Here is a 14741-nt window from a genome sequence, read left to right as displayed (position 1 = left end):
CGGTCTCAGGGGCGCGAATCCGCTCCCCCGGGCCGCTCGGACTGATCCGGCTGATCGGGCTGATCGGGCTGATCGGGCTGATCCACGGAGATCCCGAGCGTGCAGTCCGCGGCCAGCCGCAGCACGTCACCGTCCCGGAGGCGCGTCCGCGCCCCGGGGGTGACCGAGGTGCTGTTCACGAAGGTGCCGTTGGTGGAGTGCTCGTCCCGCACCCACGCGGAGCCGTCCGGTTCCAGGCCGACGGTGGCGTGCCTGCGGGAGACGTTGTCGTGACGCTCCAGCAGGTCGCGCGTCGTACGGGCGGCCGGAGCGCGGCCGAGGAGCAGGGTGCCGCCCGGCGTCACGGTGCGCTCCACCGTGCCGAACCGGATCCGCAGGACGGTGGCGGGAAGGTCGCGGCGGGTCGTGTACGGGTCCACGGCCCGCTCGCCGGGGCCGGAGGCGCGGGACGGGCCGGTCTCCCCCAGCATCCGCTGGCAGACCACGCAGATCCGATTGGTCGGCACCGGCACCGGGGCCCCGCAGTGCGGGCAGACCGGGGACTCCTCCTCGGCCGCGCCGCCCTCGCCGCCGCCGTCCTCGCCCCCGTCGCCCGCCGCGTACCGTGCGACGACGGGCCGGCTGAGGTTGCCGGAGCATCCCCGGCACACGAGATCGTCCCCCTCCGCCTCCAGACCGCAGGCCGGACAGGTCAGCTGCGCCACGACGCCCCTTCCACGGTGATGCCGGCCGACCGGAGCCGGGCGCTCAGGCGGTCCATGTCGCCCCGGCGCGGCACACCGATGAACCAGACGCGGCCGTCGTCCACCGCGACCTGCATGGGCGGCGGCGCGTCCCCGGGGTCCGTTCCCTCGTAGCGCTCGCGTCCGAGGTCGGTCAGCGCGGTCAGCCGCTGGTTGCTCGACCCCTTCCAGCGCAGGCCGGGGCTGTTGAGGCGTTCGACGTACGGCCCTGTGAGCACCGCGTCGCACAGGCCGAGGAGCGAGGGGTGCTCCTTCCTCAGCCGTGTGAGGGAGTACCCGCTGTAGACGAGCACGTCCAGGGGCACGGGCCGCTCGCGGTTCCAGGCGCGGACCCACTCCAGGAGCGCGGCGAGCGCTTCCGGCTGCTGGAACGGCTCGCCGCCGGAGACCGTGATCCCGTCGAGCGGTTCGGGCAGCCCGGCGAGCCAGGCCCGGACCGCCGCGACGTCCACGGACGTGCCGGGGTCGGCCTCCCAGGTGTCCTGGGAGACGCACCCGGCACAGCCGATCGTGCAGCCCTGCGTCCAGATGCCCGCCCGGGTGCCGGGTCCCAGCGACGTCACCGGGTAGTGCGCCTTGTTCAGCATCAACGGGACGGGGGACGTCATGCCAGCTCCAGGGAGACGATGTCGCCCTCGCGCCGCAGGCCGGTCACCCGGACGTGCGCCCCCGCCGCCGGGTCGCGGTCGAACAGGGCGCGGGCGAGGGGGTTGAGGAACTGCGACTCCAGGGCCATGCCGATGCCCCGGCCGCCCATCCGCGGGTGGTCGGCGCAGGCCGTGCGCAGCGCCTCCCGGGCCTCGGGGGTCACCTCCAGGACGATGCCCTGCTCCTCGCGGACCCTGGAGACGATGTTGTCGAGCTGGAGGCCGAAGATGCGGGTGGCCGCCTCGTCGTCGATGAAGTCGAACACCACGATGTTGTCGCCGAAGCGGTTGAGCAGCTCGGGTCGGCCGAGGACGCGGGTGAAGTGGTCGCTGATCGCCGCCTTCACGCGGCCTTCGAGTTCCTCGTACGGCATGCCGGGATGGACGTGCGGCACGAGCCGCCCGCTGTCGTCCGTCACGTTCATGCCGAGGTTGGAGGTGAACACGAGGACGGACTCGGAGAAGTGCGCCGTCGCGCCGCGCCCGTCCGTCAGCCGGCCGTCCTCCAGGATCTGCAGGAACTTGTCCAGGATCCGCGGGTGCGCCTTCTCGATCTCGTCGAAGAGGATCACCCGGAAGGGCTGCTGCCGCACCGCGTTGGTCAGTTCGCCGCCCGCCTCGAAGCCGACGTACCCCGGGGGCGCCCCGATCAGCCGGTCCCCGGCGTGCTCCGAGGAGAACTCGCTCATGTCGAACCGCAGATAGGCGGACTCGTCCGCGAAGATCAACGAGGAGACGGCCTTGGCCAGTTCCGTCTTGCCGACGCCCGTGGGGCCGGCGAAGAAGAGCACGCCGCGCGGCCGGGCCGAGGAGCTGGCCTGCTGTGCGCCGGACAGTCCGAGTGCCGCCCGCTTCAGGATGTCGAGGGTCTTGGTGACGGCCTGCGGCTGTCCGACGACGCGGCGCGGGATCGACTGCTGGCCGTCCGTGATCCGCTTGCGGAGGTACTCCCGTTTCCAGGGGTTGTCCATGACGCCGAGCTTGTAGACGCGGATCGCGTCCGGGAGTCCGGTCAGGGTCAGGCCGTGGTCCCGGGCCAGCCGGGTGACCTCGATCATCGCCTGGAGGGTGAGGCCGTCCGTCTGGGCCGCGAAGGCTTCGCACGCCTCGGCCGCCCCCGGGTCCGCGTCGAGGTCCGTGACGCCGAAGAGCTTCATCAGCAGGCGCGCGGTGGCCTGCCGGTCGCCGAGGTCCGGCAGCGGAAGGCCGATGGACCGGACCTGGTCGTTGGCCGAGGTGAGCCAGGCCGGCAGATCGCCCTCGCGGTCCGCCAGCCAGATCACCGGGTTGTACAGCGGGGTCGTACGGCCGGTCCGCGCCCCCACCGGGGCGGCGAGCCGGGAGAGCCCGGCGCAGAACCTGAAGAAGTCCCGCTCGTTCGGTTCCATCTCGGTGGCGCCGCGCGCGATGCGGGAGGCGTCGTCGATCGCGAGCGCCGCCCGGATCGGCTGCGCGGGGCGGGCCAGCTCGGCCATCAGCGTCCGCAGGGCCTCCAGGGACGGGAGGGTGCCCGGTCGCGGGGCCCGGGTGAACAGCCGGGACACGGCGTCCTCGGCCCGGTCGGCGTCCTCGGCCGTGGCGCCGGCGGGCAGGTGCGCCCGGAGGCCGTCCACGGGGTCGTGGACGAGCAGGCACGCGTATCCGTTGCGGCGGAGCGTCTCCCAGAGCAGGTCGGGCAGGGACAGCAGACGGGGCCGTGCGCCGCCGGGCTCCCGGACGAGGAAGCTGTCGTGGCGGTTCCCCCACAGCACGAACTGGGAGTGGACGGGCAGGGTCGCCTCGAACTCCCGGACGAACGGAGGGGTCATCGGTCGCGCTCCCGGTGCCGGGGCCGGGCCCGCGTGCCCGACGCGGCCGGGGGGACGGCCAGGGGTACGGGAACCTGTCCGGGCGGGATCGCGACCTGGAGGTCCGTGGTCAGCCCCGCCTGCGCGAGGTGGCCCCGCAGGTCGCGGAAGTCCTCGCACCACTGCTCCTCGCGTTCGGCGTCCAGGTGGGCGTCGTCGTCGCCGCGGCCCGCGGCGGTGCGCACCACGGCGGTACGGAGCTGGCCGCCCTGCTGGTCGACGACCAGGTTGACGGCGTGGTCGGGCCATTCGCTCCGGGACAGGCGCAGGGCGCCGTCGGTGACGGTGAGCGTCTCGAACCCCTGGCTGACCTGGTAGCCGAGGTCGGTGAGGGCGTCGGTCACCGTGGTGACCACGTACTGCCGTTCCGCCTCCGCCTCGGCCGCGGCCCGGCGGTCGGCCGCCCGTCGGCGCAGCGGCGCGTCGAGGGCGCGGCGGCCTGCCACGACCTCCGCGAGCAGGGCCCGTACCGCGTCCGTCTCCGCCTCGTTCCCGGCGTCTCCCGGGGCGTCGAGGTCGTGGAGGAGGCGGACCGCCTCGTCGGCCTCGCTCCGCCGGGTCTCCGCGGCCGCGTTGGCGCGCTGGACCCGGAGCCGCGTCTCGGTCAGCCAGGTGCGCGCCTCGCCGGGGGTGGCCGCCCCGGCCATCCGCGCCGCCGCCGCGTGGGCCTCCGCCCGGTGGGCGTCGTCGCAGTCCGGGAGGAGCCGCGACAGGACGCGGGTCAGGGTCCGTTCGACGTCCTCCGCGTCCTCGTGCCCGGCTCCGACGGCACCATCGGATTCCGGGCGGTCCGCGAACGACTCGGCGGCGTCGGCCGGGCGTTCGGCGCGCTCTCCGGTCACGTCCTTGAACAGGTCCGCCGCGACGGCCCGGGCGGCCTGTTCCCGCAGTTCCCGCTCCGCGGCGTCCAGCGCGCGGTCGGTCTCGGCGCACCAGGCCTCAAGGCCGGACGTGGGCTGCGTGTCGAGGTGGAGCGGTGCGGGCGGCCGTACGGTGACGGCGTCGCCGTACCGCTCCGCGAGCTCCGCCCGGAAGCGGGCGAGCGCCGCGATCCGCGCGTTGCGGGTCTTCACGCCGCGTACGGCCGCGTCCCGGGCGGCCGCGGCCAGGAGGGCCGCCTCGCGGGCGGCCTCCGCACGGCGCCGGGTGGCCTCGCGCACCGCGGCGTCCCGCGCGGCCGCGCGCAACTCGGCGGCGGTGAGGGACGGATCGCACTGGTACGTCGCGCATTTGGGCCCGCTCATCTCTCCCCCAGCATCTGTGTCCGCTGCGACTGGTGCGCCGCGCGCCAGTCCCGGTACCGCACCCACGACCACGTCCCGTACCCCGCCGCGACCAGGAGGGGGATCGGCGACCAGACCCGCAGGGTGACGATCAGCCAGGTCACGGTGGCGAGGGCCAGGTAGAGCAGGCAGCCCCCGCCGCAGGCGATCGTCCTCTTCCGCATGGACCGCAGCTGTACCGCCAGTGCCCCCTGCCGGCCGGGCAGCCGGCGGCGCAGGCCGGCGAGGCGGGACTGCAGGGACCACCGCGGGTGGTAGGCCTCTCCGAGCCTCGCCGCCAGGAGCAGCTCGCAGACGAGCGGAATCCCGAAGGTCACGGTGGCGGCGGGGACGAACCGCGGGAGGAACTCCTCGTCGCCGATCAGGGCTCCCAGGACCAGGGGGACGCCGAACGGCAGGACGGCCAGCAGGGCCACGCCGCCGAGGGCGCGCAGGACGGCCTCCCGGGAGCCGGAGCGTCTGCGTTCCTCCGCCTCGGTCCACTCGCGCCGGTGGACCGCCTCCGCGGCCCGGTGGGCGCGGCGCAGCTCCTCCAGGCGGCGGGCCTCGGCGGCGGCGGTCGGCAGGACGCGCGCGGCCGCCAGGTGCCGGACGGGGTCCCCGCCGTCGGCCAGCAGGGCGTCGAACCAGCCGGTCCCGCCCCGGACGGAGGCCGCGGAGGACTCGACCCGCTGCCGCAGCGCCCGGGCCCATTCCGGCGCCACCGCGATGGCCAGCGCCTCCACCCGGATGTCGGCGGCCCCGAGCTCCTCCCGGATCCTGGGGGGCAGCGCGGCCGACCGCCGCAGTCCGTCCCACCGGGCGTTCAGGTCGCGCCAGCGCTGGTCCACGCCGGCGAGCCGGTCGGCGCCCGCGCCGAAGGCCGCGAGGGTGGCGAGCAGATCGTGGGTGTACAGCTCGTCGACGAGTGCGCGGGCGGCCCGGCGTCCGTCGTCGTCCCGGGTGGCCGAGGCCCGCTCGGCGAGGGAGAGCAGGTCCTCGGGAAGCATCCGCCCGCCGCGGTAGACGGGCGGCATCGTCGGGTCGAGCCAGTGCAGCAGCCGCAGCATCTTCACGTCCGGCGCGTCGCCTCCCGGCAGGTGGACGTCGACCAGGTCCGCGAGCTCTTCGAGGCGGTCGTGCTCGGGGTCCTCGAACTGGGCCAGCCAGCCCCGCAGTTGGCGCCAGCCCTGCCCGGGGTCCTCCGGGTCCCCCATGAGGGCGAAGAACCGGCGCGCGGCGGTCTCCCAGTCCGCAGCCAGGGCCCGGGCCAGTGCCGCCTTCTCCGTGTGCCTCACGCCGTTGAACTCCAGCGGCCTGCGCCCGGCGGCGCCCGGCGGCACGGCGCCGGGGAACGGCCGGTCCTCGGGGACCTCCGGGGTGTCGCCCCGGAGCCAGCCGCGCACCTCGGCGGCGCCCCACCGGCGCTCGGGGTCCCTGACCAGGAGCCCGGCGCACAGCAGCCGCACCCGTTCGTCCGGCACGTCCGACAGGTCGACCGGCCGGGTCGCCAGATGGTGCCGGACGGCCTGCTCCGACAGGCCGTCGAACGGCGCGCGGCCGGTGGCCAGTTGGCGGACGATCACCCCCACGGACCACCAGTCCTGCGAACCGGACACCTCCGCGCCGAACACGTACTCCGGGGCCGAGTAGGCCAGCGTCCCGAACACCCGCCGGGTGAACCGGGAGGTCGCGTCCAGTGATTTGCTCACCCCGAAGTCCGCCAGAGCCAATTCCAGCGGTTCCCTGCGGCGCAGGAGCACGTTCGACGGTTTCAGGTCGCCGTGCACGATCCCCGCGCCGTGCAGCTGGGCCACCGCCTCCGTCAGCTGGGAGACGACACTGGTCAGGACGGCCGGCGGCACCGCCGTCCCGGCCCCGGTCAGACCCTCGAGGGACCCCCGGGGCAGGTATTCGGACACCTCGTAGTCGCGCCCGTCCGAGAAGCCCGTCTCGATCAGCCGCGCCACATGGCCGGTGTCCAGTCCCCGCAGCCGCTCCCAGACGCCGGGCGCGACCCGGACGCCGCTGCGGTACACCTTCGCGACGAACTCGTCGCCCTCCGCGTCGCGGACCAGCAGCACATCCGCCTCGCGCCCCTGGTGGGGTAACTCGCGGACCGCCACGAACCGTTCGACGAGCGCCGACGGTAATCGCAGCAGCGTCGGGGCGTCGCCGCCGTCGTCGCGACGCGTCACGGCGACGTCGCGCCCGCCGTCACCGGAACCGGCCCCATCACGGCGCGTCACCTCAGCCGACACAGCCCACTCGTCCACACCGTCACCCCCGCCCCGGAATTTTATCCGCCCGGGTCTTGCCCGCAGGTGCCGTCGGGGGAAACAAAGAGATCGTCGCCCGGAAGCGTGAACTCCGGCCTCACGGCGTACCGGTGATCCCGTCGAGGACGGTGTTCCCGGTGCGGACCGTAGAGCGGCAGGAGGAGTCTGCGGCGAACAGGGCGTACGTCACAGCCACTGCGTCTACCGTCACTCCCGAAGCACGGCAGTGCGTGCGGACGGAGAAGGGGCAAGGCATGAGCGGAGTGGCACGGCGGACCGTGGTGGCGGCCGGCGGGGCGGGACTCGCCTCGGCGGCACTGGCCGCCTGCGGAGGCGCGGACACGGAGGGCGGCACCGGCACGGGAGGCGTGGACGGCGCGCCGCAGGGCCCGCTCGCGAAGACCGGGGACATCCCGGTGGGCGGCGGCAAGGTCCTCGCGGACAAGGGGATCGTCATCACCCAGCCGAAGGCCGGGGAGTTCAAGGCGTTCTCCTCGAAGTGCACGCACGCGGGCTGCGCGGTGGGAGCGGTCGAGAACGGCCTCATCGTCTGCCCGTGCCACCAGAGCAAGTTCGACATGTCGGACGGCAGCGTGAAGTCGGGCCCGGCGACGTCCTCACTGCCGCCGGAGCCGATCGAGGTGAAGGGCGAGGAGATCTCCTTCGGCTGACCCGGCCCGGAGAAGATCCCCGGCCGGACGTACGCCTAGCCCCGGCCGGCGGCGGAACGTCTCGGCGCCCTCCAGGCGGCGAGCAGGTCGTCGGTGGTCGCGAGGGTGGCGACGAGGGCGAGGGTGTTGCGGATCATCGCGGGGGTGTAGTCGGCCGGCACCCCCGCGATGGCGTCCCGGGGCACGACGACCGTGTAGCCGAGGTTCACCGCGTCGAAGACGGCGTTGGGCACGGCCACATTGGCGGACACGCCGGTGACGACGAGGGTCCGGCAGCCGAGGTTGCGCAGCAGGGCGTCCACGTCCGTTCCGGCCAGCGGGGACAGGCCGTGCAGCCGCCGTACCACCAGGTCCTCGTCCGCCACCCGGATGGGCGCCGCGACGCGTACCGCCGTGGAGCCGCTGTGCTGTTGCACGGGGAGCCGTGCGGCGGCCCGGAACAGCCGGGCGTTGCCGTTGGAGCCGCGCCCGTCGGGGCGCCGCTCGGCGACGGCGTGGATCACCTGGACGCCTGCGCCGTGGGCGGCGTCGACCAGCCGGGCCACGTTGGTCAGGGCACCCGACTTCCGGGCGACGGCGGCGAGTTCGGGCAGGGCGCTGTCCGCGCCGACGACCCCCTCCTGACACTCGACGGTGAGCAGGACGGTGCCGTCCGGGCGTAGCAGCTCGTCGAGCTCCTCCTTGCGGGACACCGCTCTCCCCCGGTCCGTCGCTTCCGTTCCGCCCATCTCTCCCCCTCGCGCGTACCCTTGCACCGGCGTGGTCGCGCGCCCATGATTTCTGACGTCTCATCAGAAATCCAGAAGGGTGCGGACGATGACCGTCGCGCAGCGCCGTGGACGCCGGATCATGATGACCCCGGAGGAGCTGGACTCCTTCCTCGCCGAACAGCGCACCTGCCGGGTGGCGACCGTCTCCGCCGACGGCCGTCCCCATGTGAGCGCGCTCTGGTTCGCCTGGGACGGTACCTCGCTCTGGCTCTACTCGCTGACGCGCAGCCGCCGTTGGGCCGAGCTGCGCGCCGATCCGCGGATCTCCGTCCTGGTGGACGACGGGGAGGAGTACGGGGAGCTGCGCGGGGTCGAGCTGTCGGGGACGGCCGTCTTCGTCGGCGAGGCGCCGCGCACGGGCGAGCCGTGCCCCGAACTCGACGCCGTGGAACGCCTCTTCGCCGCGAAGAACTTCGGCCTGGACACCATGCCGCACGACGGCCGGCACGCCTGGCTCCGACTGACCCCGGACGCGGTCGCCTCCTGGGACTTCCGCAAGCTGGGCGCACTATAGGGGGCCGATCGCGTGCGGCCGGTCAGCCGGTGTGCGGCCGTCCCGCCTCCCTCAGCGCCTCGACGACGGCGCGCAGGGACGGCCGGCGGCCGGCGTCGGTGCGCCAGGTGGCGTAGATGTGGCGGCGCATCTGCTGCCGTACGGGGACGCAGACGACCCCCTCGGGGTGCGGCTGGCCGAGCCGGGGCGTGACGCACACGCCGAGCCCGGCGGCGACGAGCGCGAGCTGGGTGTGGTGCTCCCCTGCGAAGTGGGCGATGTGCGGCTCGATGCCCTGGGAGCGGAGGGTGAACATCAGCCAGTCGTGGCAGAACTCGCCCTCGGGCCAGGACACCCAGTCCTCGTCCGCGAAGTCCTCCAGGTCCACCGCGTCCCGCCCGGCGAGCCGGTGCCCGACCGGCAGGGCGACGTCCGCGGAGTCGTCGAGCAGATGGGCCCGCTCCAGCTCGCCTGGGACCGGCGCCCTGCGGTTGCTCCAGTCCAGGACGATCGCGAGGTCGGCGTCACCGCGCAACACCGCCCGCACCCCCTGCTCGGGCTCGAACTCGGCGGTGCGGACCCGTAGTTCGGGGTGTCGGGTACGCAGCGAGGCGAGGGCGGCGGGGAAGAGGCCGCGCGCGGCGGTCGGGAAGCCGACGAGCCGGACCTCGCCGACGACCTGGCCGCGCCGGGCCTCGATGTCGGCCTGGGCGAGCTGGACGTGGGAGAGGATCCGGGCGGCGTGCTCGGCGAGCAGCAGCCCGGCGTCGGTGAGCCGCACCCCGCGCCCGTTCTTGGCGAGGAGCTGCTGACCCACCTCGCGCTCCAGCTTGGACAGCTGCTGAGAGACGGCGGAGGTCGTCACATGCAGGCCGTCCGCGGCGCCGCTGACGGAGCCGTGCCGGGCGACGGCGTCGAGGGTGCGGAGGCGCTCCAGGTTCAACATGTAAGTGATACTAAAGGAAAGGGTCGACGGAATCTCGCTTGTCCTACGACGTCGGGGTCGTCACCCTGAGTACATGAGCCACGCAGCCGCCTCCGTCCCCTCGCCGTCCCCCGTCCCCTCACCCTCCCCCTCCGCCCGTCGCCTCGACTGGCGGGTCCGCTTCGGCGTGCTGGCCCTGATCTGGGGCTTCAGCTTCCTGCTCATCAAGGTCGGCACGGAGGGCTTCGCCCCCTTCCAGGTGACGCTGGGCCGGCTGCTGTTCGGCACGGCGGTGCTGGCCGCGGCGCTCCTGGTGAGGCGGGACCGGCTGCCGCGCGGGGCGCGGGTGTGGGGCCACCTGGCGGTGGCGGCGTTCCTGCTCAACGCGCTGCCGTTCTCGCTCTTCGCGTACGCGGAGCTGACGATCCCGTCGACGCTGGCGGGGATCTGCAACGCGACGACACCGCTGTGGGGCATGGTCCTCTCGCTGGTGGCGCTCTCCGAGGACCGGCCCACGCGGGTCCGGGCGGCGGGCCTGGGCATCGGCTTCGTCGGCGTCCTGACGGTCCTCGGCGCGTGGCAGGGCTTCTCCGGCCTGGACGTGACGGGTACGGCGCTGGCGCTGCTGGCCTCGTTCAGCTACGCGGTCGGCTGGATCTACGTCCGCCGCACCCTGAGCGCCACCGGCTCCTCCCACCTCTCCCTGGCGACCGGCCAGGTCGGTCTGGCCACCCTGCAACTGGCCCTGGTCACCCCGCTCTTCACCACCCTGCCGGAGTCGGTCGAGCTCCTCCCGCTGCTCGCGGTGGTCGCCCTCGGCGCGCTGGGCACCGGCTACGCGATGCTCCTCCAGTACGGCGTGGTCGCCGAGGTCGGCCCCACCACCGCCTCCATGGTCACGTACTTCATCCCGGTCATCGCGACGGCGGCGGGCGTGGCCTTCCTCGGCGAGCACCTGGCCTGGAACACCCCCGTGGGCGCGGCGGTCGTCCTCCTCGGCGCGGCCCTCACCCAGACCCGCACCTCCCGCCGGACCCCGCCCCCTTCCCGCACCGTCCCCGTCTCGGCGGCCCCCGCCGAAGCCCGCCGCCGGGCCCCGGCCCGCACCTGATCCGTACGAAACGCGGGGCCGGGGGTCAGCCGTAGCTGCGGGCCGGGGCCGGGCCCGCGGCCCCGGCGACGGCGTCGGCCAGGGAGTCGATGTCGTCGCGCGAGAGGCCGGAGACCGTGAGCCGGACGGCGGGGCCCGCGGCGATGCGGAAGCGGGCGCCGGGGGCGACCGCCCAGCCCGCGGCGAGCAGGCGGGCGACGGCGCCGGTCTCGTCGGCGACCGGCACCCAGACGTTCATGCCACTGCGGCCGCGCGCCTCGACGCCCCGCCGGGCCAGCGCCCGGACGAGGGCGTCACGCCGCTCCCCGTACGCGTCGGCGACGGTCTCGGGGTCCACCGCGTCCGTGGCCCACAGGTGGACGACGGCCTGCTGGAGGAGCCGGCTGACCCAGCCGGGGCCGAGGCGCTGCCGGCCGAGGACCCGGTCGACGGTCTCGGGGTCGCCGGTGAAGGCGGCGATGCGCAGGTCCGGCCCGTACGCCTTGGCGATCGAACGGACGATCACCCAGTGGTCGGTGACCCCGGCGAGCGGCCGCAGCCGCTGGGAGACGATGCCGTGGCCGTGGTCGTCCTCGACGAGCAGCACCCCGGGACGGGCGGCGAGGACCCGGCGCAGCTCCGCCGCGCGGGCCGGACCGACGCAGGCACCGGTGGGGTTCTGGGCGCGGTCGGTGACGATCACCGCGCGGGCCCCGTCGCGCTCCACGGCCCGTTCGACCTCGGAGGCGAGCGGCCCGTCGTCGTCGACGGCGACCGGTACGGGGCGGAGCCCGAGCGCGGGGACGAGGTCGAGGAGGCTGCCCCAGCCCGGGTCCTCGACGGCGACGGCGTCGCCGGGCCTGAGGCGGACGGCGAGGACCCGCTCGATGGCGTCGAGCGAGCCGGAGGCCACGCCCACCGGCCCGTCGGGGACGCCGTCGGCGTCGAAGGCGGCGCGGGCGAGCCGCGCGAAGTCGGGGTCGACGGGCGCCTCGCCGTAGAGGCCGGGCCGTGCGGCGTACCGCCGGGCCGCCGCGGCGAAGGCCTCGTCGAGCGGCGGCAGCAGCGCGGGGTCCGGGTTGCCCCTGCTGACGTCCCGGACGCCCGGCGGCGCCTCGACGCGCAGCGATCCGCGCGCGGTGGTGGCGGGCCGCGGGCGCACCCGGCTGCCGCGCCGCCCGTCCGTCTCGATGACCCCGCGCTCGCGCAGGGTGCGGTAGGCGGCGGCGACGGTGTTCGGGTTCACGCCCAGTTCGGCGGCCAACTCCCGCAGTGGTGGCAGGACTTGGCCGGGCTCCAGCGCTCCCGCTCCCACCCCCCGCTCCACGCTGGCGGCGATCTCCGATGCGCGACGACCTTCGATCCGATACTCTCCTAGCACAAACCACATTATGCACTAGTACAAAACAAGGGGCAAGGGGACGCACCATGACCTCCGCGACCGTGACGACCACGACGACGACCGCCACGAGCTACACCCCCACCGACCGGACCGTGCCCACCCGTTCCCGGCAGCGCGCCTCGTACGACAGGGCACTCGTCCACGCGATCCTCGACGAGGGGTACGTCTGCCACCTCGGCTTCGTCCGGGACGGCGCGCCCGTCGTGCTCCCCACCCTCTACGGCCGGGTCGGCGAGCGGCTGTACGTGCACGGCTCCACCGGCTCCCGCCCGCTCCGCATGGCCGGCGCGCAGCCCGCCGAAGGAGCCACCGGGGCCCCCGGCCTGCCGGTCTGCCTCACGGTCACCCATGTCGACGGCCTCGTCCTGGCCCGCTCCGCCTTCCACCACTCGCTCAACTACCGCTCGGTCGTCGTCCACGGCACCGCCCACCAGGTCACGGACCCGGAGGAGCTGCGCACCGCGCTCGACGCCCTCGTCGACCAGGTGGTCCCGGGCCGCTCGGCCGACTCCCGGCCCGCGAACGCCAGGGAACTGGCCGCCACCGCCGTGATCCGGCTCGACCTGGAGGAGGTCTCGGCCAAGGTCCGCACCGGCGGCCCCGACGACGACGCCGGGGACCTGGCCCTGCCGCACTGGGCCGGCGTGGTCCCGGTCGCCCCGCGCACCGGCTCCCCCGTCCCGTCGGCGGACCTCGCCCCGGAGATCGCCCTGCCCGACTACCTGACCGCCCGCTGAGAAGGCCGCCATGCTCATCCATCCCTGGGACGCCGCCACCGACGAGGCCGAGTGGCGGGAGTGGCTCGCCCGCCACGACTTCGGCCAGCTCGCCGTCAACGGTCTGCCCGGCGAACCTCCCTCCGTGCAGCCGACGCACTTCCGGTACGAGGCGGAGCCGGGCCCGTACGGCCGCGTTCTCACCCACCTGGCCCGCCCCAACCCGCTGTGGCGCGCCCTTGAGGCCGACCCGCGGGTGCTGCTCAGTGTGGTCGACGACTACGTGTACGTCCCCGGCCCCTGGACGGCCCCCGAGGGCACGCCCTCCGAGCACTCCACCCCGACGTCGTACTACGCGGCCGTGCAACTGCACTGCGTCGCACGCGTGGTGGACGACCCGGCGGAGAAGGCCGAGCTCCTGAACCGGCAGGTCGCCCACTTCCAGCCGGACGGCGGGACCGCTCCCGTCGCCCCCGGCGAGGCCCCGTTCGGCCGGCTGCTCCCCGGCCTCCGGGGCCTGGTCCTCGAGGTGACGGAGGTGCGGGCGAAGTTCAAGTACGCGGGCAACAAACCGGCCGGGGTACGGACCCGGGTGGCGGCCCGGCTCGCCGAACGGGCAGGACCGGGCGACCTGGCCGCCCGCGCCCACCAGCTCCGCCGCCTGGCCGACGGGTCCTGACCCCGGCGGCCCGCCACCCGGGTCCGCGCGCTACACGGCCACCGGTTCGGCGTCCCCGCGCCGCTCCGCCGCCGTCCGCGCCTCCGCGAGGACGAGGCCGGTGACGGCGGCGAGCAGCAGCACGGTGCCGAGCACGGTCGTCGCCGTCAGCTCCTCGCCGAGGAGGGTGACGGCGAGGAGCGCGGCGCTGACCGGCTCCAGGAGCATGATCACGGAGACGGTCGCGGCCCGGACGGCCGCGGCGCCCGCGAAGTACAGGGCGTAGGCGAGGGCCGTCGGGATCGCCGCCACGTACAGCAGCAGGAGCAGCAGCCGGACGGCGTCCTCGGTGTGCGGCAGCAGCCCCTCGACGGCCGCCAGGGGAAGCACGACGAGCGCCGAGACGCCGAAGGTCCACGCGGTGCTCGCGAGCGAGCCGGCGGCGCTGCCGCCCGCGCGGCCGAGCCGGCGGGTGAGCAGGGTGATGAAGGCGAATCCGGCGGCGGAGAGCAGCGCGTGGCCGACGCCCGCGAGCCGGACCTCCGCGCCCCCGCCGCCCAGGACGAGGACGGCGAGCCCGGCGAGGGCGCCGGCGACGGCCGCGAGGCCGCCGAGGCCGAGGCGCTCGCCCATGGTCACACGGGCTCCGACCGCGATGAGGACGGGTCCCGCGCCGAGGGTGACGACGGTGCCGACGGCGAGCCCGGTGGACTCGACGGCGGCGAAGTAGGCGCTCTGGAAGACCGCGAGCCCGATCCCGGTGCCGACGATCCGGATCAGCCGGGTCCGCCGCGGCTCGACGACGGGCGCCGCGGCGTCGGCCCCGCGCGTACGTCCCCGGCGCGGCAGCCGCAGCGCCGGGACCGCGAGCAGCAGCAGGAGGCCGCCGACGCAGCGCCAGAAGGAGAGGGCGAGCGGGCCCATGTCGCTGTTCCGGAAGACGAGGGAACCGGCGGCGCCGGCCGTGCCCCAGGCGATTCCGGCGACGACGAGATAGATCAGGCTCCGCCCGACGGGCAGGGCGGGGTCCGCGGCAGCGGCAGGGAGGGACTGCTGGTTCGACACGTGTTCTCTCCGTGAAGACGGTCCGTGCGTACGGACCGGGGTGAAGGGTGGTCGCCGGCTCCGCGCGCGGGCAGCGACGGACCGCTCGGGGGCGTGATCGCCTCGGGGCGTGGTCGCCCGCCCGAGCCCGGTCGGTCTTCTTCGGAGAAGGTGCCGCGCGCGCTAGGCGGCGG

Annotated in this window: 14 protein-coding genes; 5 read left to right on the top strand and 9 right to left on the bottom strand. The window is 74.9% G+C overall.

The features are described from left to right. Positions 1-5: 5 nt before the first annotated feature. From QK442_RS02445 to QK442_RS02425, 5 genes are read right to left on the bottom strand one after another with little or no spacing between them, the layout of a single operon-like run. Positions 6-704 carry an FHA domain-containing protein gene (locus QK442_RS02445; RefSeq protein WP_282692092.1) on the bottom strand — a complete coding sequence of 233 codons (699 nt, stop codon included), beginning with the start codon at positions 702-704 and terminating at the stop codon, positions 6-8. After that, positions 692-1351 (bottom strand): 4Fe-4S single cluster domain-containing protein, encoded by a 660-nt coding sequence (locus QK442_RS02440; RefSeq protein WP_282692091.1) that lies wholly within the window; start codon positions 1349-1351, stop codon positions 692-694. The genes QK442_RS02445 and QK442_RS02440 overlap by 13 nt, the downstream gene beginning before the upstream one ends. Beyond that, positions 1348-3198 (bottom strand): AAA family ATPase, encoded by a 1851-nt coding sequence (locus tag QK442_RS02435; protein ID WP_282692090.1) that lies wholly within the window; start codon positions 3196-3198, stop codon positions 1348-1350. Before QK442_RS02435 ends, QK442_RS02440 begins: the two co-directional genes overlap by 4 nt. Next, on the bottom strand, positions 3195-4481 hold the full coding sequence (locus QK442_RS02430; RefSeq protein WP_282692089.1) for a hypothetical protein: 1287 nt from the start codon (positions 4479-4481) through the stop codon (positions 3195-3197). The genes QK442_RS02435 and QK442_RS02430 overlap by 4 nt, the downstream gene beginning before the upstream one ends. Then, positions 4478-6697 (bottom strand): serine/threonine-protein kinase, encoded by a 2220-nt coding sequence (locus QK442_RS02425; protein WP_282692088.1) that lies wholly within the window; start codon positions 6695-6697, stop codon positions 4478-4480. The genes QK442_RS02430 and QK442_RS02425 overlap by 4 nt, the downstream gene beginning before the upstream one ends. A gap of 335 nt (positions 6698-7032) precedes the next feature. Between QK442_RS02425 and QK442_RS02420 the strand changes: the two genes are divergently transcribed. After that, the gene (locus QK442_RS02420) at positions 7033-7449 is read left to right on the top strand and encodes a Rieske (2Fe-2S) protein (RefSeq protein WP_282692087.1); all 417 of its coding nucleotides are present in this window, start codon (positions 7033-7035) and stop codon (positions 7447-7449) included. Positions 7450-7484: 35 nt separating this feature from the next. Here the strand turns inward: QK442_RS02420 and QK442_RS02415 are convergent, their stop codons facing one another. Next, complete coding sequence (locus tag QK442_RS02415; protein ID WP_282692086.1) at positions 7485-8177, bottom strand: cysteine hydrolase; 693 nt, start codon at positions 8175-8177, stop codon at positions 7485-7487. Between the two features lie 88 nt (positions 8178-8265). On the opposite strand from QK442_RS02415, the gene QK442_RS02410 reads away from it, so the two are divergent. Continuing rightward, complete coding sequence (locus QK442_RS02410; protein WP_282692085.1) at positions 8266-8733, top strand: pyridoxamine 5'-phosphate oxidase family protein; 468 nt, start codon at positions 8266-8268, stop codon at positions 8731-8733. Between the two features lie 22 nt (positions 8734-8755). Here QK442_RS02410 and QK442_RS02405 read toward each other — a convergent pair whose 3' ends face one another. Then, complete coding sequence (locus tag QK442_RS02405) at positions 8756-9658, bottom strand: LysR substrate-binding domain-containing protein (protein WP_282692084.1); 903 nt, start codon at positions 9656-9658, stop codon at positions 8756-8758. A 73-nt stretch (positions 9659-9731) separates the two neighbouring features. On the opposite strand from QK442_RS02405, the gene QK442_RS02400 reads away from it, so the two are divergent. Beyond that, positions 9732-10748, top strand: a complete 1017-nt coding sequence (locus QK442_RS02400) for a DMT family transporter (protein ID WP_282692083.1) — start codon at positions 9732-9734, stop codon at positions 10746-10748. Between the two features lie 25 nt (positions 10749-10773). Here the strand turns inward: QK442_RS02400 and QK442_RS02395 are convergent, their stop codons facing one another. Continuing rightward, positions 10774-12108, bottom strand: coding sequence for an aminotransferase class I/II-fold pyridoxal phosphate-dependent enzyme (locus QK442_RS02395; protein WP_282692082.1), 1335 nt, complete (start codon positions 12106-12108; stop codon positions 10774-10776). A gap of 47 nt (positions 12109-12155) precedes the next feature. Here QK442_RS02395 and QK442_RS02390 point away from each other — a divergent pair, with 47 nt between their 5' ends. After that, the gene (locus QK442_RS02390; RefSeq protein ID WP_282692081.1) at positions 12156-12866 is read left to right on the top strand and encodes a pyridoxamine 5'-phosphate oxidase family protein; all 711 of its coding nucleotides are present in this window, start codon (positions 12156-12158) and stop codon (positions 12864-12866) included. A 10-nt stretch (positions 12867-12876) separates the two neighbouring features. Next, complete coding sequence (locus QK442_RS02385; RefSeq protein ID WP_282692080.1) at positions 12877-13524, top strand: FMN-binding negative transcriptional regulator; 648 nt, start codon at positions 12877-12879, stop codon at positions 13522-13524. A 30-nt stretch (positions 13525-13554) separates the two neighbouring features. On the opposite strand, the gene QK442_RS02380 is transcribed toward QK442_RS02385, so the two are convergent. Continuing rightward, positions 13555-14568, bottom strand: coding sequence for an EamA family transporter (locus tag QK442_RS02380; RefSeq protein WP_282692079.1), 1014 nt, complete (start codon positions 14566-14568; stop codon positions 13555-13557). Positions 14569-14741 lie beyond the last annotated feature (173 nt).

The sequence above is a fragment of the Streptomyces sp. CC208A genome (assembly GCF_030010625.1).
Classification (GTDB): domain Bacteria; phylum Actinomycetota; class Actinomycetes; order Streptomycetales; family Streptomycetaceae; genus Streptomyces.
Note: the sequence above shows the minus strand (reverse complement) of the source record. Positions and strands in the feature narration are given on the sequence as shown.

Excerpts from the sequence above, each read along its gene's own strand:
- QK442_RS02405 (WP_282692084.1), bottom strand. The coding sequence starts at position 9,658 with ATGTTGAACCTGGAGCGCCTCCGCACCCTCGACGCCGTCGCCCGGCAC.
- QK442_RS02390 (WP_282692081.1), top strand. The coding sequence starts at position 12,156 with ATGACCTCCGCGACCGTGACGACCACGACGACGACCGCCACGAGCTAC.
- QK442_RS02400 (WP_282692083.1), top strand. The coding sequence starts at position 9,732 with ATGAGCCACGCAGCCGCCTCCGTCCCCTCGCCGTCCCCCGTCCCCTCA.
- QK442_RS02420 (WP_282692087.1), top strand. The coding sequence starts at position 7,033 with ATGAGCGGAGTGGCACGGCGGACCGTGGTGGCGGCCGGCGGGGCGGGA.
- QK442_RS02385 (WP_282692080.1), top strand. The coding sequence starts at position 12,877 with ATGCTCATCCATCCCTGGGACGCCGCCACCGACGAGGCCGAGTGGCGG.
- QK442_RS02415 (WP_282692086.1), bottom strand. The coding sequence starts at position 8,177 with ATGGGCGGAACGGAAGCGACGGACCGGGGGAGAGCGGTGTCCCGCAAG.
- QK442_RS02410 (WP_282692085.1), top strand. The coding sequence starts at position 8,266 with ATGACCGTCGCGCAGCGCCGTGGACGCCGGATCATGATGACCCCGGAG.
- QK442_RS02440 (WP_282692091.1), bottom strand. The coding sequence starts at position 1,351 with ATGACGTCCCCCGTCCCGTTGATGCTGAACAAGGCGCACTACCCGGTG.
- QK442_RS02430 (WP_282692089.1), bottom strand. The coding sequence starts at position 4,481 with ATGAGCGGGCCCAAATGCGCGACGTACCAGTGCGATCCGTCCCTCACC.
- QK442_RS02435 (WP_282692090.1), bottom strand. The coding sequence starts at position 3,198 with ATGACCCCTCCGTTCGTCCGGGAGTTCGAGGCGACCCTGCCCGTCCAC.